Source organism: Bacillus sp. G402, from assembly GCF_051172515.1.
Classification (GTDB): domain Bacteria; phylum Bacillota; class Bacilli; order Bacillales; family Bacillaceae; genus Bacillus; species Bacillus altitudinis.
In genome coordinates, this window is sequence record NZ_JBPIZC010000001.1 from 201212 (window position 1) to 227710 (window position 26499).

General features: G+C 41.4%; 27 protein-coding genes. 26 read left to right on the forward strand and 1 reads right to left on the reverse strand.

The window, feature by feature from the left end:
* Window positions 1–82: 82 nt before the first annotated feature.
* Genes dnaJ through mtaB form a run of 4 tightly spaced genes read left to right on the forward strand, consistent with a single transcriptional unit; the run spans window position 83 to window position 4326 of the window.
* Entirely contained in the window at window positions 83–1216 is a 1134-nt protein-coding gene (gene dnaJ, locus ACSBQP_RS01060; RefSeq protein WP_008342467.1) for a molecular chaperone DnaJ, read from the forward strand.
* Window positions 1217–1238: 22 nt separating this feature from the next.
* Window positions 1239–2174 carry a 50S ribosomal protein L11 methyltransferase gene (gene prmA, locus ACSBQP_RS01065; RefSeq protein WP_048001526.1) on the forward strand — a complete coding sequence of 312 codons (936 nt, stop codon included), beginning with the start codon at window positions 1239–1241 and terminating at the stop codon, window positions 2172–2174.
* A 23-nt stretch (window positions 2175–2197) separates the two neighbouring features.
* Entirely contained in the window at window positions 2198–2968 is a 771-nt protein-coding gene (locus ACSBQP_RS01070; RefSeq protein ID WP_035390848.1) for a 16S rRNA (uracil(1498)-N(3))-methyltransferase, read from the forward strand.
* The gene (mtaB, locus tag ACSBQP_RS01075; protein WP_048001527.1) at window positions 2968–4326 is read left to right on the forward strand and encodes a tRNA (N(6)-L-threonylcarbamoyladenosine(37)-C(2))-methylthiotransferase MtaB; all 1359 of its coding nucleotides are present in this window, start codon (window positions 2968–2970) and stop codon (window positions 4324–4326) included. The genes ACSBQP_RS01070 and mtaB overlap by 1 nt, the downstream gene beginning before the upstream one ends.
* Before the next feature lie 40 nt (window positions 4327–4366).
* Here the strand turns inward: mtaB and ACSBQP_RS01080 are convergent, their stop codons facing one another.
* On the reverse strand, window positions 4367–5296 hold the full coding sequence (locus tag ACSBQP_RS01080) for a Na/Pi symporter (RefSeq protein ID WP_017358019.1): 930 nt from the start codon (window positions 5294–5296) through the stop codon (window positions 4367–4369).
* A gap of 182 nt (window positions 5297–5478) precedes the next feature.
* On the opposite strand from ACSBQP_RS01080, the gene rpsU reads away from it, so the two are divergent.
* The 22 genes from rpsU to rpoD all read left to right on the forward strand — a co-directional run bounded on the left by rpsU (window position 5479) and on the right by rpoD (window position 26199).
* Window positions 5479–5652, forward strand: coding sequence for a 30S ribosomal protein S21 (gene rpsU / locus ACSBQP_RS01085; RefSeq protein ID WP_003152957.1), 174 nt, complete (start codon window positions 5479–5481; stop codon window positions 5650–5652).
* Window positions 5653–5666: 14 nt separating this feature from the next.
* Window positions 5667–6116 carry a GatB/YqeY domain-containing protein gene (locus ACSBQP_RS01090; RefSeq protein ID WP_017358018.1) on the forward strand — a complete coding sequence of 150 codons (450 nt, stop codon included), beginning with the start codon at window positions 5667–5669 and terminating at the stop codon, window positions 6114–6116.
* A gap of 141 nt (window positions 6117–6257) precedes the next feature.
* Window positions 6258–7571: an NfeD family protein gene (locus ACSBQP_RS01095; protein ID WP_017358017.1), complete on the forward strand. Its 1314-nt coding sequence runs from the start codon at window positions 6258–6260 to the stop codon at window positions 7569–7571.
* Window positions 7572–7598: 27 nt separating this feature from the next.
* Window positions 7599–8591, forward strand: a complete 993-nt coding sequence (gene floA, locus ACSBQP_RS01100; protein ID WP_007501317.1) for a flotillin-like protein FloA — start codon at window positions 7599–7601, stop codon at window positions 8589–8591.
* 31 nt (window positions 8592–8622) lie between these two features.
* The gene (locus ACSBQP_RS01105) at window positions 8623–9102 is read left to right on the forward strand and encodes a hypothetical protein (protein ID WP_052320623.1); all 480 of its coding nucleotides are present in this window, start codon (window positions 8623–8625) and stop codon (window positions 9100–9102) included.
* A 206-nt stretch (window positions 9103–9308) separates the two neighbouring features.
* The gene (yqfC, locus tag ACSBQP_RS01110; RefSeq protein ID WP_003217398.1) at window positions 9309–9590 is read left to right on the forward strand and encodes a sporulation protein YqfC; all 282 of its coding nucleotides are present in this window, start codon (window positions 9309–9311) and stop codon (window positions 9588–9590) included.
* Between the two features lie 18 nt (window positions 9591–9608).
* Entirely contained in the window at window positions 9609–10799 is a 1191-nt protein-coding gene (gene yqfD, locus ACSBQP_RS01115) for a sporulation protein YqfD (RefSeq protein ID WP_041090989.1), read from the forward strand.
* Between the two features lie 3 nt (window positions 10800–10802).
* Entirely contained in the window at window positions 10803–11762 is a 960-nt protein-coding gene (locus ACSBQP_RS01120; protein WP_008342419.1) for a PhoH family protein, read from the forward strand.
* A 114-nt stretch (window positions 11763–11876) separates the two neighbouring features.
* Window positions 11877–13991, forward strand: a complete 2115-nt coding sequence (locus tag ACSBQP_RS01125) for an HD family phosphohydrolase (RefSeq protein WP_407969087.1) — start codon at window positions 11877–11879, stop codon at window positions 13989–13991.
* A complete protein-coding gene (ybeY, locus tag ACSBQP_RS01130) occupies window positions 13992–14471 on the forward strand; it encodes an rRNA maturation RNase YbeY (RefSeq protein ID WP_017358013.1) in 480 nt (159 codons plus the stop codon).
* Complete coding sequence (locus ACSBQP_RS01135) at window positions 14449–14835, forward strand: diacylglycerol kinase family protein (RefSeq protein ID WP_008342413.1); 387 nt, start codon at window positions 14449–14451, stop codon at window positions 14833–14835. The genes ybeY and ACSBQP_RS01135 overlap by 23 nt, the downstream gene beginning before the upstream one ends.
* Before the next feature lie 112 nt (window positions 14836–14947).
* On the forward strand, window positions 14948–15346 hold the full coding sequence (locus ACSBQP_RS01140) for a cytidine deaminase (protein ID WP_008342410.1): 399 nt from the start codon (window positions 14948–14950) through the stop codon (window positions 15344–15346).
* Window positions 15339–16244, forward strand: a complete 906-nt coding sequence (era, locus tag ACSBQP_RS01145) for a GTPase Era (protein ID WP_007501305.1) — start codon at window positions 15339–15341, stop codon at window positions 16242–16244. The genes ACSBQP_RS01140 and era overlap by 8 nt, the downstream gene beginning before the upstream one ends.
* Window positions 16245–16391: 147 nt before the next feature.
* Window positions 16392–16535, forward strand: a complete 144-nt coding sequence (locus ACSBQP_RS01150) for a YqzL family protein (protein WP_008342408.1) — start codon at window positions 16392–16394, stop codon at window positions 16533–16535.
* A gap of 35 nt (window positions 16536–16570) precedes the next feature.
* Window positions 16571–17341, forward strand: coding sequence for a DNA repair protein RecO (gene recO, locus ACSBQP_RS01155; protein ID WP_060781201.1), 771 nt, complete (start codon window positions 16571–16573; stop codon window positions 17339–17341).
* A gap of 329 nt (window positions 17342–17670) precedes the next feature.
* On the forward strand, window positions 17671–18558 hold the full coding sequence (gene glyQ, locus ACSBQP_RS01160) for a glycine--tRNA ligase subunit alpha (protein ID WP_003217487.1): 888 nt from the start codon (window positions 17671–17673) through the stop codon (window positions 18556–18558).
* Entirely contained in the window at window positions 18551–20596 is a 2046-nt protein-coding gene (glyS, locus tag ACSBQP_RS01165; protein WP_017358010.1) for a glycine--tRNA ligase subunit beta, read from the forward strand. The genes glyQ and glyS overlap by 8 nt, the downstream gene beginning before the upstream one ends.
* A 166-nt stretch (window positions 20597–20762) precedes the next feature.
* Window positions 20763–21401 (forward strand): helix-turn-helix transcriptional regulator, encoded by a 639-nt coding sequence (locus ACSBQP_RS01170; RefSeq protein WP_024423017.1) that lies wholly within the window; start codon window positions 20763–20765, stop codon window positions 21399–21401.
* A gap of 25 nt (window positions 21402–21426) precedes the next feature.
* Entirely contained in the window at window positions 21427–22248 is an 822-nt protein-coding gene (locus ACSBQP_RS01175) for a pyruvate, water dikinase regulatory protein (RefSeq protein WP_008342399.1), read from the forward strand.
* Window positions 22249–22509: 261 nt separating this feature from the next.
* Window positions 22510–23010: a YaiI/YqxD family protein gene (locus tag ACSBQP_RS01180; RefSeq protein ID WP_008342395.1), complete on the forward strand. Its 501-nt coding sequence runs from the start codon at window positions 22510–22512 to the stop codon at window positions 23008–23010.
* Window positions 23011–23043: 33 nt separating this feature from the next.
* Window positions 23044–24873 (forward strand): DNA primase, encoded by a 1830-nt coding sequence (gene dnaG, locus ACSBQP_RS01185; RefSeq protein ID WP_008342393.1) that lies wholly within the window; start codon window positions 23044–23046, stop codon window positions 24871–24873.
* A gap of 204 nt (window positions 24874–25077) precedes the next feature.
* Entirely contained in the window at window positions 25078–26199 is a 1122-nt protein-coding gene (gene rpoD, locus ACSBQP_RS01190) for an RNA polymerase sigma factor RpoD (protein WP_008342392.1), read from the forward strand.
* The last annotated feature ends 300 nt before the right edge of the window (window positions 26200–26499 follow it).

Sequence of the window (26499 nt, forward strand, 5' to 3'; positions counted from 1 at the left end):
TTCAACGATGAAAAGGAATTGAAAAAGATCAATTTAAAATGATACAATCGTATTTATGTGAGAAAATCGGGAGTGTGAAGAGATGAGTAAGCGTGATTACTATGAAGTGCTTGGCGTGAGTAAGAGCGCCTCAAAGGACGAAATCAAAAAGGCATACCGCAAGCTTTCAAAAAAGTATCACCCTGATATTAATAAAGAAGCTGGCTCAGATGATAAATTCAAAGAAGTAAAAGAAGCCTATGAAACCCTTTCTGACGATCAAAAACGTTCACATTATGACCAGTTCGGTCACACCGATCCAAACCAAGGATTTGGTGGCGGCGGATTTGGCGGTGGAGGAGACTTTGGCGGCTTCGGCGGCTTTGATGACATCTTCTCTAGTATTTTTGGCGGCGGAGCCAGAAGAAGAGATCCAAATGCACCGCGTCAAGGAGCGGACCTTCAATATACAATGACCCTTTCATTTGAAGAAGCGGCATTTGGGAAAGAAGCAACGATCGAGATTCCCCGCGAGGAATCATGTGAAACGTGTCATGGATCAGGTGCAAAACCTGGAACACAGGCGAAGACATGCTCACATTGTGGCGGATCAGGTCAACTAAATGTCGAGCAATCCACGCCATTTGGTAAAGTAGTCAACCGCAGAGTATGTAACTACTGTAGCGGAACTGGTAAACAAATTGAACATAAGTGTTCAACATGTGGTGGATCTGGTAAAGTGCGTAAGCGTAAGAAAATCAATGTGACGATCCCAGCAGGTGTGGACGATGGTCAGCAGCTTAGAGTATCTGGTCAAGGTGAACCAGGTGTAAATGGAGGACCTCCAGGCGATCTATTTGTTGTTTTCCATGTGAGGGCGCATGAATTCTTCGAACGAGATGGAGATGACATCTACTGCGAAATGCCGCTTACCTTTGCGCAGGCTGCACTAGGTGATGAAATTGAAGTGCCGACATTACATGGGAAAGTCAAATTAAAAGTTCCCGCGGGCACACAAACGGGTACGAAGTTTAGACTCAAAGGAAAAGGTGTAAAAAATGTACGCGGTTATGGTCAAGGCGATCAGCATATCGTTGTACGCGTCGTAACACCGACGAATTTAACTGAAAATCAAAAAGATATCATTAGAAAATTTGCTGAAGTGAGCGGAAATAAACCGGACGAACAAGAAATGAGCTTTTTCGATAAGGTGAAACGCGCATTTAAAGGCGAGTAAGACGGATAAGGAGTTGGTAGTATTGAAGTGGTCAGAAATTAGCGTCCATACAACAAATGAAGCGGTGGAACCGATCACCAATATTTTGCATGAAGCAGGTGCAAGTGGTGTCGTGATTGAGGACCCGCTTGATTTAGTCAAGGAACGTGAAAATGTATACGGTGAGATCTACCAGCTCGATCCGAATGATTATCCTGAGGAAGGGGTTATCGTCAAAGCCTACCTTCCGATGAATAGCTTTTTGATGGAAACGGTAGATGAGATCAAAGAAGCCATCAACAATCTTCTTCTATACGATATTGACCTTGGACGAAATACACTGTCAATTTGTGAAGTAAACGAAGAAGAATGGGCGACTGCATGGAAGAAATACTATCATCCTGTGAAAATCTCTGAGAAATTTACCATCGTCCCAACATGGGAAGAGTACACACCCGTTCATTCTGATGAATTGATCATCGAAATGGACCCTGGAATGGCATTTGGAACCGGTACACATCCAACAACGGTTCTTTGCATTCAGGCGCTTGAGCGCTATGTGAAGGAAAACGACACGGTGATTGACGTTGGAACAGGATCTGGCATTTTAAGTGTTGCCGCTGCAATGCTCGGTGCAAAAGACATTCATGCATTTGATCTCGACACCGTTGCAGTGGAAAGTGCAAAGCAGAACATCGAATTAAATGGTGTGAGCGACCAAGTAACGGTAAAACAAAACAATTTACTTGATGGGATTTCAGGTGAACGCGATGTGATTGTGGCCAACATCCTTGCAGAGGTCATCTTGCGCTTTACAGATCAAGCGTATGATCTATTGAAGAAAGACGGTTACTTTATTACATCAGGCATTATCGGACAAAAGAAATTACAAGTCAAAGCGGCTTTAGAAGAAGCCGGTTTTGAGATTGTTGAAGTGCTGTCAATGGAAGATTGGGTCAGCATTATAGCGAAAAAATAAAGCGAGTAGGTGTCAGGACACGTATGCAACGATATTTTATCGACCTCACAAAAGAAGAAGTGACGGAAAAGGGAAACATCGTCATAAAGGGTGAAGATGTTCATCACCTTGCAAACGTCATGCGGATGAAAGCAGGAGAAGACATCCTTTGCTTAACGACAGACGGCTTTGAAGCGCTCAGTAAAATTGATACAATAACAAAGGAAGAAGTGATTTGTCACTTGGAAGGCTGGACGAATCAGAATCGAGAACTTCCGATCAAGGTGACGATTGCAAGCGGTCTGCCAAAAGGGGATAAGCTTGAATGGATTATCCAAAAAGGCACCGAGCTTGGCGCAAGTGCTTTTATTCCGTTTCAAGCGACTCGTTCGATTACAAAACTTGACCAAAAAAAGTCATTAAAAAAACGAGATCGCTGGGAAAAAATTGCGAAAGAAGCTGCCGAGCAGTCTTACCGGAATATCATTCCGCGCGTTCATCCAGTATCAACATTTAAAGAGCTGATTCAACTGGCCGGTGAATTCGATAAATGTGTCGTTGCATACGAAGAATCATCGAAAGAAGGCGAGCAAAGCCGGTTTCAAACGGTGCTCCAACAGATGAAGGGCGGACAAACCTTATTAGTGGTTTTTGGTCCAGAAGGCGGTTTAGCAGAAAAGGAGATTGAAGAACTTGAAGCGCATGGTGCAGTCATTTGCGGGCTTGGACCACGCATTTTAAGAACAGAAACAGCTCCTCTTTACGCGCTTTCTGCTATATCTTATCAAACAGAGTTATTAAGAGGTGAATCATGATGGGAACAGTAGCGTTCCATACACTTGGCTGTAAGGTCAATCACTACGAAACAGAAGCCATCTGGCAACTGTTTAAAGAAGCTGGCTATGAAAGAAAAGATTATGAATCAAAAGCAGACGTATATGTCATTAATACATGTACCGTCACCAATACAGGCGATAAAAAAAGCCGCCAAGTCATTAGAAGAGCCATTCGTCATAATCCGGATGGTGTCATTTGTGTAACAGGCTGTTACGCACAAACGTCTCCGGCAGAAATTATGGCGATTCCTGGTGTTGATATTGTGGTTGGCACACAAGACAGACATAAACTGCTTGGTTATATTGAAGAATACAGAAGAGAAAGACAGCCGATCAATGGAGTTGGCAATATCATGAAAGCACGGGTCTTTGAAGAACTAGATGTTCCTGCGTTTACTGACAGAACACGTGCTTCATTAAAAATCCAAGAAGGCTGTAACAATTTCTGTACATTCTGCATTATCCCTTGGGCTCGCGGATTACTGCGTTCTCGCGATCCAGAAGAAGTCATCAATCAAGCGCAGCAGCTTGTCGATGCTGGCTACAAAGAAATTGTATTAACAGGTATTCATACAGGTGGATACGGTGAAGATTTAAAGGATTATAACTTTGCTAAGCTTCTGAAAGAATTAGATGAACGTGTGGCGGGATTAAAACGAATCCGCATTTCATCCATTGAAGCAAGTCAAATTACAGACGAAGTGATTGAAGTGCTCGATCAGTCAGATAAAATTGTGAGACACTTGCACATTCCGCTTCAATCTGGCTCTAATACTGTACTGAAAAGAATGCGCCGTAAATACACAATGGAATTCTTTGCAGAGCGTTTAATGAAGCTCAAAAAAGCATTGCCAGGTCTTGCTGTCACTTCAGATGTGATCGTTGGATTCCCAGGAGAAACAGAAGAAGAATTTATGGAAACATACAATTTTGTCAAAGACCATCAATTCTCTGAGCTCCATGTGTTCCCTTACAGCAAACGGACAGGTACGCCTGCTGCAAGAATGGAAGATCAAGTAGATGAGAATGTGAAAAACGAACGCGTTCACCGCCTCATTGCTCTTTCTGATCAGCTTGCGAAAGAATATGCATCGGCATATGAAGGCGACGTCTTAGAGATTATTCCAGAAGAATCCTTCAAAGAACAAGACGGAACGCACAATCTGTATGTAGGATATACTGATAACTACATGAAGGTCGTATTTGAAGGAACAGAGGACATGATCGGCCGTTTGGTGAAAGTGAAGATTACGAAAGCAGGTTATCCTTATAACGAAGGACAATTCGTACGTATAAGTGATGACGTGCAGACGGATCAAGTGAGAATGACCTCATAATGAATGAAAAACCGGCAGCCATTAGGCAAGCCGGTTTCTTTTATGTTGACCGATTCGGAAGAAGGAACAAAATCAAGGCGTAAAAAGGGCGGATGAACGGGAAAAAGAGGAGAGAACTTGCAACATTAAACAGCAGACTAAAGTGCGCAATCTGCTGGGCAGGAGAGCTTGCTAAAAGTACAACAAACTCTGTGATAAAGGTGAGAAAAGGAAGACATAAAAGAACACCTAGAACATTAAACACGACGTGTGCATACGCGGTTTGACGGGCTGCATAACCGCCAGAGATAGCAGCCATCACGGCAGTAATACATGTTCCGATATTGGATCCTAAAACAAAGCTGATGCCTTCTTTTAGAGCGACAGTCCCTTCATTCATAAATCCCATCAAAATACCGATACATACAGAACTTGAATGAACAATCGCCGTGAGCACTGTACCAGAGAGAAGAGCTGTCCAATCGGAGTGCTGCATCATTTCAAGGAAACGTAGTGTCTCTGGCTGACTGGTCATCATACCTGCAATTTTTGAAAAACCTTGAATACAAAAAAAGATCATGCCAAGCCCAAATAAACTTTTTCCTGCATATCGAAAAGACTTCCTGCCCAAAATGATACATAAAAGACCAGCTGCAATCAGAACCCACATAAACACGTCCATCTTAATGGCAATAAATTCTGTCGTAAATGTTGAGCCGATATTCGTTCCAAAAATCATGGGTATGGATTTTTTAAACGTGAGAATGCCTGTACTCACAAAGCCGATAACGATGACCATAAACGCCGAACTGCTTTGAAGAACCCCTGTAAACACAATACTGACCAAGAATGCTTTGACTGGATGATCTGTAAAGAGAAGAAGAGATTTCTCAATACGAGACGACGTGAGCGTCATTAATCCTTTCCTAAGCAAACCCATTGCCCATAAAAAAATGAAAATAAGTGCACAAAAATAAATGATCGCCATCATAGAAAAGTCCTCCTCTTACCAATGAATATATGGACTTGTCTACCTGCTCATGACGAAAATATATTTCCAAATCACTTAGTTGACCTCAACCTAGGCTTATATTATAATGTCTAGGTACATGTTTTGCATGTATATCTTTTTTTAATGCAGTCGATTGGTGTATTCGGAGGGAGGGAAAGAGAATGTCAAAAACGGTCGTTAGAAAAAACGAATCGCTTGAAGATGCTCTTCGTCGCTTTAAACGCAGTGTATCCAAAACTGGAACATTGCAAGAAGCAAGAAAGCGTGAATTTTATGAAAAGCCTAGCGTAAAGCGTAAGAAAAAGTCTGAAGCTGCTAGAAAACGTAAATTCTAAAGAGGGTGGATTTTATGAGTCTTCTTGAGCAATTAAATTCTGATATGAAGCTTTTTATGAAAAACCGAGAGAAAGACAAGCTTCTTGTCATTCGTATGGTAAAGGCTTCACTGCAAAATGAAGCAATAAAGCTTAAGAAAGACAGTTTGACCGGAGATGAGGAACTAACCGTCCTTTCCCGCGAGATTAAGCAACGTAAAGACTCCCTCCATGAATTTTCGAAAGCTAATCGCTTAGATTTAGTAGATAAAGTTCAAAAAGAGATTGACATTTTAGACGTTTATTTACCTGAACAGCTTTCTGAAGAAGAACTGCAGGCGGTTGTGAAAGAAACAATCGCCGAAACCGGTGCTTCATCGAAAGCTGATATGGGTAAAGTGATGAGCGCTATTATGCCAAAAGTAAAAGGTAAAGCTGATGGTGCTGTGATTAACAGACTTGTCAGCGAGCAACTGTCTCAATAAAAAAGTATCCTTCTCATGTTAGAAGGGTACTTTTTTTATGCCTCCATAAACCTGTCATATAAAAATGAAACCTATGATACATTTGTAACGTATGTAAAGGAACGGTAAAATGAAAGAAAGAGAGGGGGGATCACCAAATAGATGAAAAAAATGAAAATTTCTATTGCTCTCTTCAGTTGTTTTATAATATGCTTGTTATTAGGGGTTCAATTGACCGCGAAATCAGCAGATCAGAAAGTTCATGTTATCCCAATTGAAGATACAGTAGAAAAAGGACTTTCTAAATTCATTGAACGATCATTTGAGCAGGCAAAGTCGGAACGGGCGAAGCACATCATTCTCGACATCAATACACCAGGTGGTGCAGTCGATGCGGCGCTTGAAATAGCCGATACCATTCGTGCATCCGATATCCCAGTGACAGCGTTTGTGAATCATAGAGCGCTTTCAGCCGGGGCATTCATTGCCTTAAATGCCGATCAAATTTATATGACCCCAAATGGAAAGATGGGGGCTGCTGCGATTATTGATGGTGAAGGCAACGCTGCCGATCAAAAATCTGAATCTCTATGGCTTGCTGAAATGAGTGACGCTGCTGAAAAGCAGGGGCGTGATCCAAAATATGCTCTTGCGATGGCAGATGTAGATATAGACGCAAAAGAAGCTGGTGCACCAAAAGGAGAATTGCTGACCTTTAACACAGATCGGGCACTTCAGTTCGGTTATGCAGAAGGAGAAGCGAAAAATTTGGATGACTTGCTTCAGAAGCTGAACTTAGCAGATGCTTCTGTTCAATACGATGAAGTGAGCTTTGCTGAAAAGGTTGCGCGTTTTCTCACGCATCCGATCGTCATTCCTATCCTTTTATCCATCGCGAGCTTAGGGTTAATTGTTGAATTATATTCTCCCGGCTTTGGGGTCCCAGGCACCATGGGAGTCACAGCGCTTCTTCTATTCTTTTATGGTCATCTCGTGGCAGGTTTTGCAGGATATGAGACATTGTTCCTGTTTTTGGCAGGGATTGTGTTGATCATTCTGGAATTATTTTTGCCAGGGGGAATCGTGGGTGTCATTGGACTAATCTGTGTCGTTGTCAGCTTATTTTTAGCAGCTGGAAGCTTTACAGAAATGGCGATTTCCATCTTGATTGCCACTGCTGTTTCAATCATAGCAGTTATTTTATTGACAAAGGTGTTGGGGAAACGTATGAAATTTTTTAAAAAGTTCATTTTAACCGATTCAACCAATAAAGAAAGTGGTTATGTCTCAAATGAAACAAGAGATGATCTTGTAGGACAAATCGCAGTGACAGCAACAGCACTTCGTCCATCTGGTACGATTGTATTCGGTGACGAGCGCATTGATGTTGTGTCAGAAGGTGCTTTTATCGATAAGGATGAACAAGTAAAAATTGTGAAAGCGGAAGGCTCACGCATTGTCGTGAGGAAAGTATAGATATACTGATTTTATAGGAGGAATAAAATGGATCCATCTACTTTACTATTATTTGTGATTATCGCAGCAGGTTTGATCGTTCTATCGATCTTCTTCACCTTTGTACCGGTGATGCTGTGGATTTCTGCCCTAGCGGCTGGCGTAAGAGTGAGCATTTTTACACTTGTAGGAATGAGGCTTCGCCGAGTGATTCCAAACCGAGTGGTCAACCCGCTCATCAAAGCGCATAAAGCAGGTCTTGATGCGACGATTAACCAATTAGAAAGCCACTATCTTGCAGGTGGTAACGTAGACCGAGTTGTCAACGCACTGATCGCAGCTCAGCGTGCGAATATCGAATTGAACTTTGCTCGCTGTGCGGCAATCGACCTAGCAGGCCGTGACGTACTTGAAGCTGTCCAAATGAGTGTAAACCCTAAAGTCATTGAAACACCATTTATCTCAGGTGTTGCGATGGACGGGATTGAAGTAAAAGCAAAAGCACGTATTACAGTTCGTGCAAACATTGACAGACTTGTCGGTGGTGCAGGGGAAGAAACGATCATTGCTCGTGTAGGTGAAGGGATTGTTTCGACAATCGGTTCATCAGATAATCATAAAAAGGTTCTTGAAAATCCTGATATGATTTCTCAAACGGTTCTTGGTAAAGGATTAGATTCAGGTACAGCATTTGAAATTCTCTCGATTGATATCGCAGATGTTGATATCGGTAAGAATATCGGGGCGATCCTGCAGACAGACCAAGCAGAAGCCGACAAAAACATTGCACAGGCGAAAGCAGAAGAACGCCGCGCGATGGCTGTTGCACAAGAACAAGAAATGCGTGCGAGAGTTGAAGAAATGCGCGCGAAAGTAGTAGAAGCAGAGGCTGAAGTACCACTTGCAATGGCCGAAGCACTACGTGAAGGTAATATTGGAGTTATGGACTACATGAACATTAAGAATATCGATGCTGATACGGATATGAGAGATTCATTTGGCAAAATGACAAAAGGTCCATCTGATAATGAAAACAAATAAGCATCCTCTCACGCTTTAAGGAGGGAGCCCATTGGACATTCTATTTGAAAATCCGTTACTAATAGCGATTATCATCGGTATTATCTCTGCGGTCTTTGGGAAAATCGGCAAACAAGAGGAGAAGGAACAAAATAACCGGCAGCAAAAGCCGGCTCCTCAAAAGAAGGCAGAACAAACACGAGCAGCCCCGGTCAAAACAGACCAGTTGGACGATTTTGGCGATGTACATGACCATGGCGGGATGAAGAAACAAGGTTCACAGTCCTTACAGGATCGTTATACAGCTACACTTGCCGAAATGGAAGAAAGAAAAAGCGAGCTGAATAAAGAGTTTCAATCGCTTGAAAGAGAACTTACAAGGCCAAAGGCAGCATCTGTTGGAATGAAGCCGAAAATGATTGAGAAACTCAACCAAGATACGGTCGTTCAAGGGATGATCCTTGGTGAAGTATTTGGAGAGCCTCGTGCGAAAAAGCCGCATCGAACGATGAAACGACCATATAAAAGATAAAGAAGTAAGCCCCCTCATCCTTAAGGGGGCTTTTTTGTTGTGTAATGGAGACTTTTCTTAGTAAAAATGATGAAACGGCTGTTTTACGGGATTCATTAGCATGATATGAACCGCTGAGGAATAGGATGATATAGAGACTTTCTCATCAGTCTCACCATCTTTCAGTTTGATCTCATACACATGAGGTGGGAAGGGGTTCTTATTGAATGGGAAAAAGAAAAAATCAACTTAAAGCATGGCTGACAAGAACACTTGAAATCCCTCCGGACGTGATGATGGATCTTCCCCGTATTACGATGGTTGGCAGACTCCATATTTACATAGAGAACCATAAAGGGCTTTTACTTTTCAGTGATCAAGAGGTAAGGCTGATGCTCAAGCAAGGACAGTGCATTATTTCAGGAAAAGACTTTGTGATTAAAACGATTTTGCCAGAAGAGATCTTATTAGAGGGGAAAATCGATGAGGTCCGTTATATTGATTCTTAACTGACGGAGGGGAGAAACGTGAAGAACAAATGGTTTGCCTATTTTATTGGCAGAGTGGAAGTGGAGATAAGAGGAAGCGGTATTGAGCGGCTGATCAATGAGTGCACGAGACAGGGGATCACAATTTTTCAAGTGAGCCGCCGTCAAGACAGCGTGCGCTTATTTATTCGCCTCTCAGATGTACATGCCTTTAGAAAAGTGCGCAGACATCATGAGGTGAAATGTTCGTTTCATCAAAAGAAAGGGTTCCCGTTTCTTCTTCTATGGTCGAGAAGAAATATTGGCTTCACCCTCGGGATGGCTTTTTTCCTAGTGACGATATTGGCTCTTTCAAATATGGTGTGGAAAATTGAGATTAAAGGTGCGAATCCAGAAACAGAACACCAAATGAGAAAGCATCTGGACGAAATAGGGGTACAAAAAGGGCGGTTTCAGTTTCTCATGGGGACACCTGAAAAAATACAAAAGTCATTGACGACCAATATTCAGAGCATTACATGGGTCGGAGTTGAACTGAACGGAACGACGTTTCAAATGAAAGTGGTCGAAAAAAATGAACCTGAAAAGGAGAAATATACAAGTCCTCAGCACATCGTTGCCAAGAAAAAGGCGGTCATCACGAGAATGTATGTAGAAAAGGGGGAACCGCTTGCCCAGGTCGATGAGCATGTGAAAAAAGGGCAGATGCTCGTCTCAGGTTTAATTGGGAGTGAAGATCAGAAAAAAACGGTCGGAGCTAAAGCGAAAATCTATGGTGAAACATGGTACCGATCTGAAGTTTCTGTCCCTCTCCGAACATCTTTTGATGTCTTTACGGGTAAAATGAAGACAAAGCACAAGCTCTCCTTGTTTGGAGGCTCCATCCCATTTTGGGGATTTTCCTTTAAAAAAGATGATTTTCAGCAGCCGAAAACAGAAACAGAAGTTCACCCGCTTCATTTTTTGAATATGCAATTGCCGTTCTCCTATGAAAAGGAAATCACACGAGAAAGTGAAAAAATAAATCGAGAATACACAAATAAAGAAGCGGTTCAAGCAGGGATTAAAATGGGTAAAAAAGAATTAGAAGAAAAGCTAGGTCAAACAGGTGAGGTGAAAAGTGAAAAAGTTTTGCACGAGACAACAGGGAATGGTAAAGTTAAGTTAATCATCCTTTACCAAGTAATAGAAGATATTGTTCAACCAACACCTATTGTTCAGGGAGACTAGAGAATGACAGAACATTTACTTGAGATTCAACAAAAATTGGATAGCCCAAACGAAGCCATTGCTTTATTTGGCAATCAAGATGCTTATCTGAAACTGATGGAAAACGAGCTGAATGTCTCCATTATCACACGTGGAGAGAAAGTGTATGTTTCTGGTCAGGAAGCATCAAGAGATACTGTGAGCCGTTTGATTACATCTCTCTTACATCTCATTCGTAAAGGAATTGAGATTTCTGAACGGGATGTCGTCTATGCCATTAAAATGGCGCAAAAAGACAAGCTCAATTATTTTGAAAATATGTATGAAGATGAAATTACGAAAAATGCCAAAGGAAAGTCGATCAGAGTCAAAACGATCGGCCAGCGTGAATATGCTGCGGCAATGAAAAAAGATGATCTGGTCTTTGGGATTGGACCTGCTGGTACAGGTAAAACGTATTTGGCAGTGGTCAACGCCGTACATGCCCTGAAAAATGGACATGTCAAACGGATTATCCTGACAAGGCCAGCTGTTGAAGCAGGAGAAAGTCTTGGCTTTTTGCCAGGAGATTTAAAAGAAAAAGTCGATCCTTATTTAAGACCGCTATATGATGCTTTGCACGATGTGCTTGGTAGTGATCATACGGAACGTTTAATTGAGCGCGGAGTGATTGAAATTGCCCCTCTTGCCTATATGAGAGGGCGGACGCTTGATGATGCATTTGTGATTTTAGATGAAGCGCAGAATACAACGCCAGCTCAAATGAAAATGTTTTTGACGAGACTAGGCTTTGGTTCTAAAATGGTCATTACAGGAGATATTACACAAATTGATTTGCCTAAAGGTATGCAGTCAGGCCTTGCAGCTGCAAAGGACATGCTTGCTGAGATCAAGGGTATCTCATTCATTGAATTAGATCAGACAGATGTGGTCAGACACCCGCTTGTGGCGAAGATCATTGGAGCATACGAAAAGCAAAAATGAACTGAGTGACCCGATCGCCTTAATCGGGTCATTTTGTTTCGATCGTGGTTTAAAGTAAAAAAGGAGGTACTTTCCTTGAGAAAGAATCAGAAAGGCAGTAAGCGCAAAAGGCTGCTGTCTAAAAAAGAACCTCAGAAAATGGAGCGCTCACGCTATTTAAACGTACTGCTATACGCTGGTTTAGCGGCCATCATGTTTGTGGTGCTCTTCTTCCATGTAAAACCTGAATCGCTCGACCTAGATTTGTTTTCAGTGAGCGAACAGACCATCTATTCTCCGTCTACCGTTGATGACCAAGAAGCAACAGAAGAAAAGAAACAAGAAGCAACGGATCAAGTGGAAGACCAATATACACTCAAAAAAGCATATTCTGATAATCGTGTTGACCTCATTTCATCCCTCTTTGAAGCCATTAAAGAAGAGAAGAAAGCAGCAGCTGATGACAAAGAGAACCCGCCAACAGATCAAGAGATGGCGAAGCGTGTAAAAGAGAAACTCACAACCGATATGCAAGAAGCTGTTTCGGATCAATCGATTAAAGCACTGCTCCAAGCAAGCGACGAAAACCTTTCTTTTACAAAGGACTCCATCATCACAGTGGTCAATTCTCTCATGAGTAAAGAAATCACAGCTTCTAAGCTGCAAGATGAGAAAAAACAAGTGAAAGCAGAGCTTGAAAACAATTCGATTCCGTCAAAATATTTAAATGCAGCGAAAGAAATTGGTGAATTTGCGATTATTCCAAACTATGTATTTGACCCGGTCGCAACAGAGAAGAAAAGACAAGAAGCAGCTGATAATATTCAGCCGGTTCAAATTAAGCAAGGGCAAATTTTAGTGGAAGAAGGAGAGCTCATTGACCGCGAAGTGTATCGCAAATTAGAACTGACCGGCCTTTTAAACAGCTCCAATTTGTTTAAGCCTGTAAGCGGTCTTATCATCTTAATTGGTCTTTTCTTAGCGGCGATTGTCCACTCACTGGAATCGAGGAAAAAGTCGCTCGTCCATAAGAATAAATCGTTACTGCTGTACTCGCTTATTTTCACCATTATTTTAATCATCATGGAAGTATTCAGTCTCTTCCAGGAAACCAAATATACAACCATCGGCTACGTCGTGCCTGTTGCACTTGGTACGATGCTGATTAAGCTGCTGATCAATGAGCGGCTGGCGATCTTCTCCGGCCTTGTATTTGCCCTTTGCGGCAGTATGATGTTTAATCAAGGAGTAACAGGCGTCTTTAACTATGTCATCTGTGCTTATTATCTAATAAGTGGGATGGCGGGGATTTTATTTTTGAGAAAACATAATGCGAGATCGAAAATTTTGCAGGCGGGGCTTTGGGTAGCTTTGGTGAATGTACTTGTTGTGCTGTCCATTACGCTGATTCAAAATTCTTCTCCATCAGGGCTTGAAATAGGTGTAAACCTCATCATGGCGATTGTGTCAGGGTTTGCATCGGCTATTTTGGTTATCGGGTTAATGCCAGTCTTTGAGAGCATGTTTGGCATTCTTTCGACCATGAAGCTTATTGAATTATCGAACCCGAATCATCCGCTGCTGAAAAAGATCTTAACAGAGACACCAGGTACATATCATCATAGTGTCATGGTGGCGAATTTAGCGGATGCTGCATGTGAAGCAGTTGGTGCAAATGGATTGTTAGCAAGGGTTGGAGCTTATTATCATGACATTGGGAAAACGAAAAGGCCACAATACTTTATTGAAAACCAAATGAACATTGATAATCCGCACGACAAGCTTTCTCCTCAGCTGAGCAAGAATATTATTATTGCCCATACGACAGATGGTGCTGAAATGCTGAGAGAAAAGAAGTTTCCAGAGGAACTTGTGGACATTGCAGAACAGCATCACGGAAAGTCCCTGCTGAAATTCTTTTACTATAAGGCAAAAGAACGGGATGATCAGGTGACAGAAGAAGAATTTCGTTATCCTGGTCCAAAACCGCAATCGAAAGAAGCGGCCATTATTTCTGTGGCTGACAGCGTGGAAGCGGCGGTTCGTTCGATGCATAATCCAAACCCTGAGCGGATTGAAAAGCTTGTGAAAGGCATTATTTCAGATAAGATGCAGGATGGACAATTTAGTGAATGTGATCTGACATTTAAAGAATTAAATATTATTAGCCAAACAATTTGTACAACATTAAAGGGGATTTTCCATTCTCGGATTGAATATCCAGATGCCCCGAAGCAGAAGGTGAAGTAAATGACATTGTTAATCGATTTAATAGATGAAACAGGACAAGTAACGAAAGAGCAGCTTGAAGAAGTGGAAAAGCTTCTTCAATTTGCTGCGGATGCCCTTGAGGTAAAAGATCAAGCGGAAGTATCAGTGTCGATCGTTTCGAATGAGGAAATTCATCAAATTAATAAAGAATACCGAGGAAAAGATGCACCAACAGATGTGATTTCATTTGCACTTGAGGAAGAAGGCGAAGGGGAAATTGAAATCATTGGTGCTGATGACATTCCGCCGGTACTAGGTGACATTATCATTAGTGTTGATCGAACGAAAGAGCAAGCAGAGGAATATGGACATTCCTTTATGAGAGAGCTAGGATTTTTAACGATTCATGGTTTTCTTCATTTGCTTGGTTATGATCATATGACAGAAGAAGATGAAAAAGAAATGTTCGCCAAACAGACAAAAATTTTGGATGATTATGGCCTTTCGAGATCATCGTAAGAAGCGAACGCCGCTTGTCCGTTTTTTTCGGAGTTTTTATTATGCATTTAGAGGAATATGGCGAACTTTCTTGAATGAACGGAATTTTCGATTCCACACAGTCGCAGCCATCATCGTGGTGATTTGCGGCTTTTGGTTTCACATTCATCCGGTTGAATGGATGATCATTCTGCTTTTATGCGGTGGGATGTTTGCGTTAGAACTTGTGAATACAGCGATTGAACATACAGTAGATCTTTTCACAGAAGAGAAGCATCCTCTTGCTGAGAGAGCGAAGGACGCCGCAGCAGGCGCTGTTTGCGTTTACGCCGCCATTTCGGTTATGATTGGGTTGATCATCTTCTTACCGAAGATCATGCAATAGAACAATATTACTATTTATTAACATTTTTAGAAATGGGCGTGAAAATGTCACGTGAATTATGTAAAATATAAATGTGACAGTGGTACCATTTCTTCTGAAAGTGGGAACTAGAATGAACAAACAAGAGTTGATTTCAGAAGCAGTCAAAGCAAGAGATTTTGCATATGTACCCTATTCTAAATTCAAAGTCGGTGCAGCATTATTATCGCATGACGGAAAAGTGTATGGCGGCTGCAATATTGAAAATGCAGCATATGGTATGTGTAATTGTGCGGAAAGAACAGCACTTTTTAAAGCTTACTCAGAGGGCATCACATCTTTTCAAATGCTTGCAGTAGTGGCTGATACAGATCGGCCTGTTTCACCATGCGGCGCATGCAGACAGGTCATTTCAGAGCTATGTGCACCTGATATGCCAGTGATTCTAACGAACTTAAAAGGACATATATACGAAACGACAGTAAACGAACTATTGCCAGGCGCATTTTCACCGGAGGATTTAAATGACTAACGAAAGCTTCAAATCAGGATTTGTATCAATTATTGGAAGACCAAATGTAGGGAAATCGACCTTTCTTAATCGTGTGATTGGACAAAAGATTGCAATTATGAGTGATAAGCCCCAAACGACTCGAAACAAAGTGCAAGGTGTTCTGACAACGAACACGTCACAAACGATTTTTATCGATACACCAGGAATTCATAAACCGAAGCACAAACTTGGCGATTTTATGATGAGGGTGGCTCAAAATACACTCAAGGAAGTCGACCTGATCTTGTTTATGATCAACGCACAGGAAGGCTATGGCAAAGGTGATGAATTCATCATTGAACGACTAAAGCAAACATCGACACCGGTGTTCCTTGTCGTCAATAAAATTGACCAAATTCATCCGGATGAACTGTTCCTTTTAATTGATGAATACCGCACACGTTACCCATTTAAGGAAATTGTGCCAATTTCAGCACTTGAAGGCAACAACATTGATACGCTTCTTCAGCAAATTGAAGGTTATCTTCCAGAAGGCCCTCAATTTTATCCGGCAGATCAAGTAACAGATCACCCAGAGCGATTTATTATTTCTGAATTAATTCGTGAAAAAGTGCTGCATTTAACGAGAGAAGAGATCCCTCACAGTATTGCGGTTGCAATTGAATCGATCAAGCCAGATGAAAACGGCAAGATTCATGTTGCAGCGACCATCGTCGTAGAACGTGATTCACAAAAAGGGATTGTGATTGGTAAGCGCGGCAGCTTATTAAAAGAAGTGGGACAAAAAGCGCGCAGAGACATTGAAGCACTTTTAGGCTCAAAGGTGTATTTAGAGCTTTGGGTAAAAGTGCAGAAGGACTGGCGTAATAAATCCACACATCTTCGTGATTTCGGATTTAGAGAAGACGAATATTAAAAACCTATACAGTTGTTAGTAGATCTGACAATGGTGCGGTTCGATTAGTAAAAATTGTTTATCATGAAATGGAGGTAGCCTGGTCAAGATAAAATTAATATGTTGGATGTAGCGTTGCTGCTTCTAATAAAGAAAGGTGGGGTTTTTATGTTGAATTTTACATGGAACGTATTTTCACAAACAGGAAGCGTTGACACGTATCTGCTTTTCAAAGAGTTAGAAAAGGAGAACCTGGAAAGACCCGATGTACTTGAAGAAGAAATAGCACGACTTGATTTTCCAATCTTATAATTCTTGACCCCCTCCAATGCTCGGAGTGTAGACAAATGCTCATTAAAAGTGAAGGAATCGTCCTTAGAACAACAGATTATGGCGAAACAAACAAAATTGTCACGCTGTTCACTAGAGAACATGGGAAAATTGGTGTGATGGCAAGAGGCGCTAAGAAATCGAACAGCCGCCTGTCAGCCATAAGCCAGCCGTTTTTATACGGAACCTTCCTGATCCAATCATCAACAGGACTTGGAACGCTCCAGCAAGGTGAAATGATGGAAAGCATGCGGACCATTCGGGAAGATTTATTTCTGACCGCATATGCCGCATATATGACAGAATTACTTGATAAAGGAACAGAAGAAAAGAAGCCAAACCCTTACTTGTTTGAACTTCTTCTTCAATCTTTACGCCATCTCAATGAAGGCACAGATGCTGATATTATTTTATTTATCGTAGAGGTTAAAATGCTGTCAGTGATGGGGTTGAAGCCTGAACTGGACCAATGTGTACACTGCGGTCAAAAAGAAGGGCAGTTCCATTTCTCAATTAGAGATAACGGATTCATCTGTAGGCAATGCTTTTCTAAAGATCCATATAAACTGCCCTTATCCCCAGCAGCAGCAAGACTGCTCCGTTTGTTTCATTATTTTGATTTATCAAGGCTTGGTCAGGTTGACGTGAAACCACAGACGAAACAAGAAATTCGTCAAGTGCTCGATCATTATTATGAAGAGTATTCAGGTCTTTATTTAAAATCAAAAAAATTCATGAATCAAATGGAATCCATGAAAAAGCTAATGGACGGTGAAAACAAAAGTTGACATCTCTCGTGACTTTTTGTAAGATCATCTAAGATCAAATATGTTGCATTGACAGAAAGAAGTACTTACGTATCAGCCATAAAAGCGACCTTAGGGCGGTGTGAGCTAAGGATGGACACGTAACGAAAGGCATTCTTGAGCAACGTAAAACAAAGCGGCTGGGTGCTACGACACCAGCAAATAGGGTGGAACCGCGGGAAAAACTCTCGTCCCTATGTTTGCAAGGAACCTTGTGAGCATAGAGACGGGAGTTTTTGTGTTTTGCAAAAAGGTTCTAGGCCCCACCGCCATACATAGCGGATGGTGTAAAAAAGATGGAGGTGCGATCATTGAATATTCAAGACATGATTTTGACACTGCAAAAGCATTGGTCAAATGAAGGCTGCGTATTAATGCAGGCATATGACACAGAAAAAGGTGCTGGAACGATGAGTCCATACACGTTCCTCAGAAGCATTGGACCAGAGCCATGGAAGGTAGCCTATGTAGAACCGTCAAGACGCCCGGCTGACGGCAGATATGGAGAAAACCCAAACAGATTGTATCAACATCATCAATTTCAAGTGATCATTAAGCCATCACCTGACAATATTCAAGAACTGTATCTAGAATCATTGAAGGCGCTTGGCATTGACCCGCTGAAACATGATATTCGTTTTGTTGAAGACAACTGGGAAAACCCATCTCTTGGCTGCGCAGGACTTGGCTGGGAAGTTTGGCTTGATGGAATGGAAATTACGCAATTTACGTATTTCCAGCAAGTCGGCGGTTTAGAATGTAAGCCAGTTTCTGTTGAAATCACATACGGAATTGAGCGTCTTGCTTCTTACATTCAGGACAAAGAAAATGTGTTTGACCTTGAATGGACAGATGGCTTTACTGTAAGAGATTTATTCTTAATGGCGGAATACGAGCATTCTGTGTATACGTTTGAAACATCTAATACGGATATGCTGTTCGATTTATTTACAACATATGAAAAAGAAGCACATAGCCAAATGGACAAAGGACTTGTTCACCCGGCATATGATTATGTACTCAAATGTTCTCACACCTTTAACCTGCTTGATGCCAAAGGCGCGATTTCTGTGACTGAGCGAACAGGTTATATCGGAAGAGTACGTCAGTTAGCGAGAAAAGTAGCCAAAACATATTACGAAGAACGAGAAAAACTAGGATTCCCTATGCTAAAAGAGGAGGCGGCTTCTCATGAATAAACAAGATGTATTACTTGAAATCGGCTTAGAAGAGATGCCGGCTCGTTTCATGCCAGAAAGCACAAAGCAGCTAGGTGACAAAGTAAAAGCTTGGTTCGTAGCGCAAAATATTTCATTCGAAGACGTTGCTTTATTTAATTCACCAAGACGTCTAGCTGTACTCGTCAAAGGTGTTGCAGAAAAACAAGAGGACATCAAAGAAGAAGCAAAAGGACCGGCTAAAAAGATTGCTCAAGATGCTGAAGGCAATTGGACAAAAGCTGCCGAAGGTTTTGCCCGCGGACAAGGCGCTTCAACTGATGATCTGTATTTCAAAGACATCAAAGGTGTGGATTATGTCCATGTCCAAAAGTTTCAAGAAGGTAAGCAAGTCAAAGACCTTCTTCCAGCATTGGGGGACATTGCAGCTTCATTGAGTTTTCCAAAGAACATGAGATGGGGAAGCGAAGATTTACGCTATATCCGTCCAATTAAATGGATTGTTTGTTTATTTGGTCAAGAGATCATTCCTGTCGAAATTGCAGGAGTGAAAAGCGGACGGGAGACTAGAGGACATCGTTTCCTAGGGACGACAGCCAGCATTGACACACCAGCTTCTTATGAGCAAACATTAAGAGATCAATTTGTCATTGTAGATTCAGATAAAAGAAAACAATTAATTACTGAGCAATTACATGCCCTTTCTTCCGAAAAAGGCTGGGTCATTCCAGTTGATCCTGAGCTTCTAGAAGAAGTGAACGATCTTGTTGAATATCCAACCGTTCTATTTGGTTCTTTTGAAGAAGAATTTCTTGCGCTGCCAGAAGAAGTGCTTGTCACGACAATGAAAGAGCATCAGCGTTATTTCCCTGTGAAAAATGAACAAGGGGAATTACTGCCGCACTTTATTACGGTCAGAAATGGAAACAGTGAGGCACTTGAAAATGTGGCAAGAGGGAACGAAAAGGTCCTTCGCGCACGTTTATCAGATGCGGCATTTTTCTATAAAGAAGACGAAAAACTCGTCATTGAAGACAACATTCAAAAGCTTGATAAAGTCGTATTCCATGAGAAACTTGGCACGATTGGCGACAAGCTGAAAAGAGTAACAGACATTGCCGTTCGCCTTGCTAGTCATGTGGGTGCAGATGAAGAAACGTCTAAACGCGCTGCAAGAGCAGCCAGTATTTCTAAATTTGACCTTGTGACTCAGATGGTCTATGAATTCCCAGAACTGCAAGGAATCATGGGTGAAAAATATGCTAGAGCACTTGGCGAGCATGAAGAAGTGGCAAAGAGTATCAACGAGCACTACATGCCGCGCTTTGCCGGTGACGATGCGCCGTCAACACTTATTGGGGCGATTGTTGCAGTGGCGGATAAGCTAGATTCTATTTGTTCATTCTTCTCAATTGATGTCATTCCAACAGGCTCTCAAGATCCTTATGGATTAAGAAGACAAGCGAGCGGTATCGTTCAAATCCTGCTAGACCGCCAATGGAATCTTTCATTTAAAGAGCTTTTAGCACTAGCTCAAGTAGAGACAAAACATGAAGCGGCTCTCATTGAATTTTTAACACACCGTTTGAAATATGTTCTCCAAGCAGAACATATCCGTCATGACGTGGTGGAAGCAGTCCTTGATGTTGAAAATATTGAACCATATGCGGTTGTGAAAAAAGCGGCTGTTCTTGAAGAGAGCGTGAAACAGGAGAGTTTCAAAGAAACGGCTGAGGCACTAGGCCGCGTCATTTCAATCAGTAAAAAAGGGGAAGACGCACAGATTCAGCCTGAACTGTTTGAAAATGAACACGAACAAAAGCTATTTGAAGCGTATCAGCAAGCGGAAAAAGCCGTCAACGAGTATATGGCAAAAGGTCAGTACCAATCAGCACTTGAAGCGCTAGATACATTAAAAGCACCAATTGTTCATTATTTCGACCATACCATGGTTCATGCCGATGATGAAAAACTGAAACAAAATCGTTTGGCACAAATGGTCAAACTTGCAAAAGTCATTCAATCATTTGCGAATATGAACAATTTAATTGTAAAATAAATACCTAAGAACGGTTGCCTTTTTCGAAGGGCAATCGTTTTTTACTCATTTAATTCACGGTTTTTGAGTGGATTTTTGTTTCATTCGGACGAAGATGCGCTATAATATGATGAGTTATGAAATTGATATACATAAAGTAAGGATTCGCTCTCTCTATTTAAAGGTGGTGAGTACAATCGAGTTAAATAAACGGCAAGAGCAGATTTTACAGATTGTCAAAGAGAATGGTCCGATCACTGGAGAGCATATCGCCGATCGGCTGAACTTAACAAGGGCTACCCTCAGACCGGATTTAGCCATTTTAACGATGTCTGGCTTTTTAGAAGCAAGACCAAGGGTCGGCTACTTTTTTACAGGCAAAACAGGCACGCAGCTTCTGGCAGATAAGCTGAAAAAACTTCAAGTGAAAGATTTTCAGTCCATTCCGGTCGTGATACACGAGAATGTTTCGGTTTATGATGCGATTTGTACGATGTTTTTAGAGGATGTGGGCACATTATTCGTTGTGGACGATCACTCTATTTTAACAGGCGTGTTATCAAGAAAAGACCTCCTTCGAGCAAGTATTGGGAAACAAGAACTTCCATCTATACCTGTCCATATTATTATGACAAGAATGCCGAACATTACCGTTTGCCGCAAAGAAGATTTTATTATGGATGTGGCCAAGCACTTGATTGAAAAACAAATAGATGCACTTCCTGTTATAAAAGATACGGATAAAGGCTTTGAAGTGGTCGGCAGAATTACGAAAACAAACATGACGAAAATACTTGTTAGCTTATCAGAGAACGAAATTATCTAATTACAGAAGACTGCGAGGGGATGTTATGAGTAATCGTGTAATTTTTGTTGTATCAGATTCAGTCGGAGAAACGGCAGAGCTCGTGGTCAAAGCGGCACTTAGCCAATTTGATGGCGGCTCATCCGACCATTCAAATATTAGAAGAATCCCATATGTAGAGGATGTCGGTACGATTAAAGAAGTGATTTCATTGGCGAAAGCAGATAATGGAATCGTTTGCTTTACTCTTGTTGTGCCAGAAATGCGCCAATTCTTAATTGAAGAAGCAGAAGCGAATGGCGTCGTGTACTATGACATTATCGGTCCACTTATTGATAAAATGGAGACGGCATATGGAAATGAAGCGAAACATGAGCCAGGTCGTGTACGTCAATTAGATGAGGACTATTTTAAAAAGGTAGAAGCCATTGAGTTCGCTGTGAAATATGATGATGGCCGGGACCCAAGAGGTATTCTAAAGGCTGATATTGTGCTGATTGGTGTATCGCGTACGTCTAAGACACCACTTTCTCAATACTTAGCACATAAACGCTTGAAGGTAGCAAACGTTCCGATTGTTCCTGAAGTTGATCCGCCAGAGGAGTTATTCTCAGTTGATCCAAAAAAATGCATCGGCCTAAAAATTAGTCCAGACAAACTAAATCATATCCGTAAAGAACGTTTAAAATCACTCGGTTTAAATGACCGTGCCATTTATGCGAATATCGAACGGATTAAAGAGGAACTAGAATATTTTGAAAAAGTGGTTGACCGCATTAACTGTCAAGTTGTTGATGTATCGAATAAAGCAGTTGAGGAGACAGCAAATGTCATTCATCAAATGCTGACCAAAAGAGGTTCCGAATAAACTCAGGATGCTCCTCCTGGGTTTTTCCTATGGTGGGAAACGGGTAAACAAAAACAATAGCATATTTGCTGCATTTGTATTATAATAAAAAATTGTGATAAAATGATTGATTTTAGGTTTAAGTTAAGTCAAGAACGAATAAACTAATATTGGCAGAAGTCAAGTGATTCTGAACATAACTTTTCGACAAAATGAGTTTTACTGTTGATTGCTTTATGGGGGAAAAGTATGGTCTTTTTGCTTCTCTAAAGCAGGAATAAGGTGGAGGGATGGAGAATTAGTCACCTGAATGAACGTAAAAAAGAAAGGACGATTTATGTCGATGCAGATGCTTGTCCTGTAAAAGACGAAATCCTTTCTGTCGCATCTCAATTTCAAGTACCTGTGACTTTCATTGCTTCATATGAGCATTTTCAAACCAAACGATCACCACTTGAAGATTGGCGGTTTGTTGATACACATAAGGAAGCAGCAGATTTAGTCATTGCGAACTTAGCTGTCAAGCACGATATTGTTGTCACCCAGGATATTGGTCTGGCCTCCTTACTGCTTCCAAGACAAGTCATTGTTCTGTCTGAAAGAGGACGAATGTACACAAACGAAACAATTGATTTTGATTTGGAACGCAGGCATGTTTCCAGTAAACAGCGAAGAAAAGGTGTATACGGAAAAGGTCCCAAAAAGCTTTTAGAAGAGGATAAAAAGCGATTTATTGCCCAACTACAAAAAATCCTGTCGAATCATGAAGGATTTTTGAATTAAAAGGCGAATAATGTACGACGGAGTGTTATTAGGATGAGCAAACGTATACCAGATGAACTTTTGGAGCAAATCCAAAAAAACGCAGACATTGTCGAAGTGATTGGAGAATACGTACAGCTTAGAAAACAAGGTCGGAATTACTTCGGTCTTTGTCCATTCCATGGTGAAAATACTCCTTCATTCTCTGTTTCAGCAGATAAGCAAATCTTCCATTGTTTTGGCTGTGGTGCAGGAGGCAATGTATTTTCGTTCCTCAGACAAATGGAAGGCTACTCATTTATTGAAGCCGTTTCACATGTTGCTGATAAGTACCATATTGATTTGCCGGATCATGTAGCGAATGCGCAGATCAGTTCCTCACAGCAAGAGGATACAGCAGATCATAAAATGATTGAGGCGCATGAGCTTCTTAAGAAATTTTACCACCATTTGCTGGTAAATACAAAGGAAGGTCAAAACGCACTCGATTATTTAAGGTCCAGGGGCTTTACGGATGAAACAATTGCCAAGTTTGAGATCGGGTATGCTCTCGACTCGTGGGATTTCGTGACCAAGTTTTTAGAAAAACGAGGGTTTGATCCTGCGATGATGGAGAAGGCTGGTCTTTTGATTCAACGAGAAAACGGCACAGGTTTTTTTGACCGCTTTAGAGATCGTGTCATGTTTCCAATTCATGATCATCACGGGACGGTCGTCGCTTTTTCTGGAAGATCACTTGGTGATCAGCAGCCAAAGTATATGAATAGTCCTGAAACGCCACTTTTTCATAAAAGTAAGCTGCTTTATCACTTTCATGACGCGCGTATGCATATTAGAAAACGCGAACGTGCAGTCCTTTTCGAAGGATTTGCTGACGTCATCTCGGCTGTCACAAGTGGTGTTGGCGAAAGTGTTGCAACAATGGGTACGTCTTTAACAGAAGAGCACGTAAAGCTTCTTAGGCGGAACGTTGAAGAGATCATTTTATGTTATGACTCTGACACGGCCGGGTATGAAGCGACCATGAAAGCATCAGATTTGCTTGGAAAAAGAGGATGTAAAGTTCGCGTTGCCATGATACCAGATGGACTTGATCCAGATGATTACATTCGTAAATATGGCGGCGAGAAATTTAGGAATGACATCATAGATGCAAGTGTGACATTAATGACATTTAAGATGAACTTTTTCCGAAGAGGAAAGAATTTGTCTGACGAAGGAGACCGCCTGACTTACATGAAGCAGGTTCTCCGAGAAATTAGCCGATTAAACGGTTCCTTGGAACAAGAGATTTACATGAAGCAGCTGGCTGGGGAGTTCTCCATTTCACTTGACTCATTAAAGGAGCAATTGGAGCTTTTTGAAAAGCAGCAGCGACAAGAGGCCAAGAGCTCGCAAGAAGAAAATGGACTTGAAAAGCGGCGTGCACATCTGTCAACACAGGTAAGACGAAAACGTCTAAGGCCGGCATATGAAAACGCAGAGCGAATGCTCCTTGCACATATGTTGAAAAATGATGACGTGATCCGAAAAGTGCTTGATAGGATAGGGTTTGAATTTAATATAGATTCGCACAGAGCGCTGGCAACATACATTTATGCATTGTATGAAGAAGGCAAGGAGCCGACCCCGCAGCATCTGATGAACCGTATAGAAGATGATGTGATTAATCAGCTCCTGACGGATATATTCATGATTCAAGTTGGAGACGAACTAAGTGAAGCTGAATTAAGTGATTATGTAAAAAAAGTGTTGAATCATCGGAATTTGTCAATGATAAAGGAAAAAGAACTAGAACGTGCAGAGGCGGAGAGGCAAAAAGATTTCTTCAAAGCGGCAACACTTGCAAAAGAAATTATTCAGTTGAACCGTTCGCTGAAGTAATACGTCTACTATTTATGACAAGACTTACGGCTGGCAATGAATCCTTTAATGGGAGGAGCATAAGACCGCAAGCATCTTGCCTTCATCATTATTTATTTTTATTCCTATTTGCTCATTCTGTTTGATAGAGAGAGAAAGGCAGAGCAGAAGCAAATCGCAAGTTACTTTAGAATTCGTTGCAAGCTTTGGAAGGAGGGATCCATAATGGCTGATAAACAAGCCCACGAAACTGAAACTGAATTAACCTTTGAACAGGTGAGAGATAAGCTCACTGAAACGGGTAAAAAACGGGGCGTTTTAACATACGAAGAAATTGCAGAGCGTATGTCTAGCTTTGAAATTGAATCAGACCAGATGGATGAATACTATGAATACTTAGGCGAACAGGGTGTAGAACTCATCAGTGAAAATGAAGAGACTGAAGACCCAAATGTTCAGCAGCTGGCTAAGGCAGAAGAGGAATTTGACCTGAATGATTTAAGCGTACCACCAGGTGTCAAAATTAATGATCCTGTTCGTATGTACTTAAAAGAGATCGGGCGCGTCAATTTGCTATCTGCTAAAGAAGAGATTACGTATGCTCAAAAGATTGAAGAAGGCGATGAGGAATCAAAAAGAAGATTAGCGGAAGCGAACCTTCGTCTCGTTGTCAGCATTGCGAAACGTTATGTTGGTCGTGGTATGCTGTTCCTTGACTTGATTCAAGAAGGAAACATGGGGCTCATGAAGGCGGTTGAGAAGTTTGATTACCGCAAAGGATACAAATTCTCAACATATGCGACTTGGTGGATTAGACAGGCGATCACACGTGCGATTGCCGATCAGGCAAGAACAATCCGGATCCCGGTTCATATGGTGGAAACCATTAATAAATTAATCCGTGTTCAAAGACAGCTTCTACAAGATCTAGGTAGAGAACCAACGCCAGAAGAAATTGCGGAAGACATGGATTTAACACCAGAGAAAGTAAGAGAAATTCTTAAAATTGCGCAAGAGCCAGTATCTTTAGAAACACCTATTGGTGAGGAAGATGACTCGCATCTTGGTGATTTTATCGAAGACCAAGAGGCGACTTCTCCATCAGACCATGCTGCCTATGAGCTCTTAAAAGAGCAGCTTGAAGATGTATTAGATACGCTAACGGACCGTGAAGAAAATGTGCTGAGACTGCGTTTCGGACTAGATGACGGAAGAACACGCACATTAGAAGAGGTAGGAAAGGTGTTTGGCGTAACAAGAGAGCGTATTCGCCAAATTGAAGCGAAAGCTCTTCGTAAATTAAGACACCCAAGCAGAAGTAAACGATTAAAAGACTTCTTAGAATAGAAACCGGACGGATCTTGAGAGAGATCCGTTCTTTCTTCATCAAAATGAAAACGCTTTTTTGATCTGATTATATTTTACTGAATAACAAATGAATTTGCAACGTTCTTAGAGAAAAGATGTATAAAAAATACATCTAAATGTGCTGAAGGCTTCTTTTCTCATTTTGAATCATTTTTGTCTAATCTGTGAACTTGACCAAAGTTTTGTATCATAATTCGTTTACTTTTTGTAAAATTAAAGTAGAATTAGAATTGTTTGCATAGTCTCAAAGGGGTTTTTCACAAAGGGGAGGATGAAAGA